The following is a 2,027-nucleotide window of genomic DNA, read 5'->3' as shown; positions in this document are numbered from 1 at the left end:
CTGAGCTGGTGGCAGGAGCCGGTGACGCCGTCGACAGCGCCGTGGTGGGTGATTTTGGCGGTGGTGGGCATCGGTGGTTATCGCGTTATCGTCTGGCGGATCGCGCGGGCGCAGGGGGCGGTGGGGGCTTCGGGATGGATTGGGCGGATGTCCATGTTGTCCTCCGTGGCGGTGCAGGTCGGGTGAATGGTTTCTGCGTTCTTGGCATCGTACTCCTGCTGGTGCCCGATGCGCTTGCGAGCAACGCTTGCGGCGCGCTATAGTTGCGGCGCGAATGGGAGAGGGCGGCAGAGCCGCCGCCGAAGGCGCAATCCACCCGGAAACGCTCAGGCAAAAGGACCGTTCGTGCAATGAACTCTGGAGAGCGGCGCACGCTTGCAGCGTGGCGCCCACCGATGGGGCCGGCGGCTGCGATGCACTGATTCAGCCCGAAAATCTCTCAGGTACATGGACAGGGGGGTGAACTCGATGCGAGTTCGCCCCTTTTTCGTTTCTGGAATCCGCTTCAACAAAAGCTACCAAGGAGTTGATAAGATGCAGAAAACAGTCCTCAACGACGACCACCGCCGCAGTGGCGCCAGAATGGTCGATTTCGGTGGCTGGGAGATGCCGCTGCACTACGGTTCGCAGATCGAGGAGCACCACGCGGTGCGCCGCGATGCCGGCATGTTCGACGTTTCGCACATGTGCGCGGTCGACATCACAGGCCTCGATGCGGCGGCTTTTCTGCGCCGCCTGCTGGCCAACAACGTCGATAAGCTGAAGGTCGCCGGCAAGGCCCTGTACAGCGCGATGCTCAACGAAAGCGGCGGCGTGATCGATGACCTGATCGTCTATTACCTCGACGACGCCAACTACCGCGTGGTGATCAACGCCAGCACCGCCGACAAGGATCTGGTGTGGATGGCTGCCCGCCTCGATGAATGGCAGATGAGCGTGACGATCACACCGCGCCGGGAGGGCGCCAACGCGCTGGCGATGATTGCCGTTCAGGGACCGAACGCCCGCCAGCGGGTGTGGCAGGTGCTGCCCGCATCCCGGCCGGCCTGCGAATCACTGAAACCGTTCTTCGCCGCCGTGGTGGACGACTATTTCATCGGCCGCACGGGCTATACCGGTGAGGACGGCTACGAGATCACGCTGCCTGCCGACCAGGCCAGCGGCCTGTGGAAGGCGCTCGCCGAGGCCGGCGTGCAGCCCTGTGGCCTTGGCGCCCGCGACACGCTGCGCCTCGAGGCGGGAATGAATCTCTATGGCCAGGACATGGACGAGACGGTCTCACCGCTCGACGCCGGCCTGGCGTGGACCGTCGACCTGGTTTCGCCGCGCGACTTCGTCGGCAAGGCGGCCCTGGTCGCCAGGCCGCAGCAGCACCAGTTTCTCGGCCTGGTGTTGGCTGACCGCGGCGTGCTGCGTGCGCACCAGCAGGTCCTGACCAGCAAGGGCAGCGGTGAAATCACCAGCGGCAGCTTCTCACCGACGATGCAGCAATCGATCGCCCTGGCCCGGCTGCCGCTCACCGTGGCGATCGGTGACGAGGTCGAGGTATCGATTCGCGACAAGTTTCGCGGCGCCAAAGTCGTCAAGCCTTGTTTTGTGAGAAACGGCGCAGTTCTTGTTTGATACCAGATAGTTACACACTTAACCTCACCTATATTCTCAGGAGAAGACATGAACATCCCCGCCGATCTGAAGTACACCGTGAATCACGAATGGGTGCGCACCGCAGCCGACGGCACGATCAGTGTCGGCATCACCGACCATGCGCAGGAACTGCTCGGTGACCTCGTCTTCGTCGAATTGCCGGAAGTCGGCAAGGAGTTGGCCGCCGAGCAGGAAGCAGCCGTCGTTGAATCGGTCAAGGCGGCTTCCGACGTCTACGCCCCGGTGGCGGGTAGCGTCGTCGAAGTCAACCAGGCGGCCGCCGACGCACCTGAAGTTGTCAATCAGGACCCCTACGCTGCCTGGCTGTTCAGAATGAAGCCTGCCGCTGCCGCCGATCTGGACGCGCTGCTCGATGCCGCCGC

Annotated in this window: 3 protein-coding genes and 2 riboswitches; all 3 genes read left to right on the top strand. The window is 63.6% G+C overall.

The features are described from left to right. Positions 1-186, top strand: a 186-nt coding sequence (locus RUW20_RS20760) for a hypothetical protein (RefSeq protein WP_313954121.1), incomplete at its 5' end; no start/stop codon positions are given. 79 nt (positions 187-265) lie between these two features. Beyond that, a riboswitch (glycine riboswitch) is annotated at positions 266-352 on the top strand. A gap of 3 nt (positions 353-355) precedes the next feature. Continuing rightward, a riboswitch (glycine riboswitch) is annotated at positions 356-457 on the top strand. A 77-nt stretch (positions 458-534) separates the two neighbouring features. Next, on the top strand, positions 535-1,623 hold the full coding sequence (gcvT, locus tag RUW20_RS20755) for a glycine cleavage system aminomethyltransferase GcvT (protein ID WP_313954120.1): 1,089 nt from the start codon (positions 535-537) through the stop codon (positions 1,621-1,623). 48 nt (positions 1,624-1,671) lie between these two features. Next, a partial coding sequence (gene gcvH / locus RUW20_RS20750) for a glycine cleavage system protein GcvH (RefSeq protein ID WP_313954119.1) occupies positions 1,672-2,027 on the top strand: 356 nt, incomplete at its 3' end.

Source organism: Accumulibacter sp., from assembly GCF_032229525.1.
Taxonomy (GTDB): Bacteria; Pseudomonadota; Gammaproteobacteria; order Burkholderiales; family Rhodocyclaceae; genus Accumulibacter.
The sequence above is the reverse complement of the archived record's forward strand: the minus strand, read 5'-3'. Positions and strand labels throughout refer to the sequence as shown.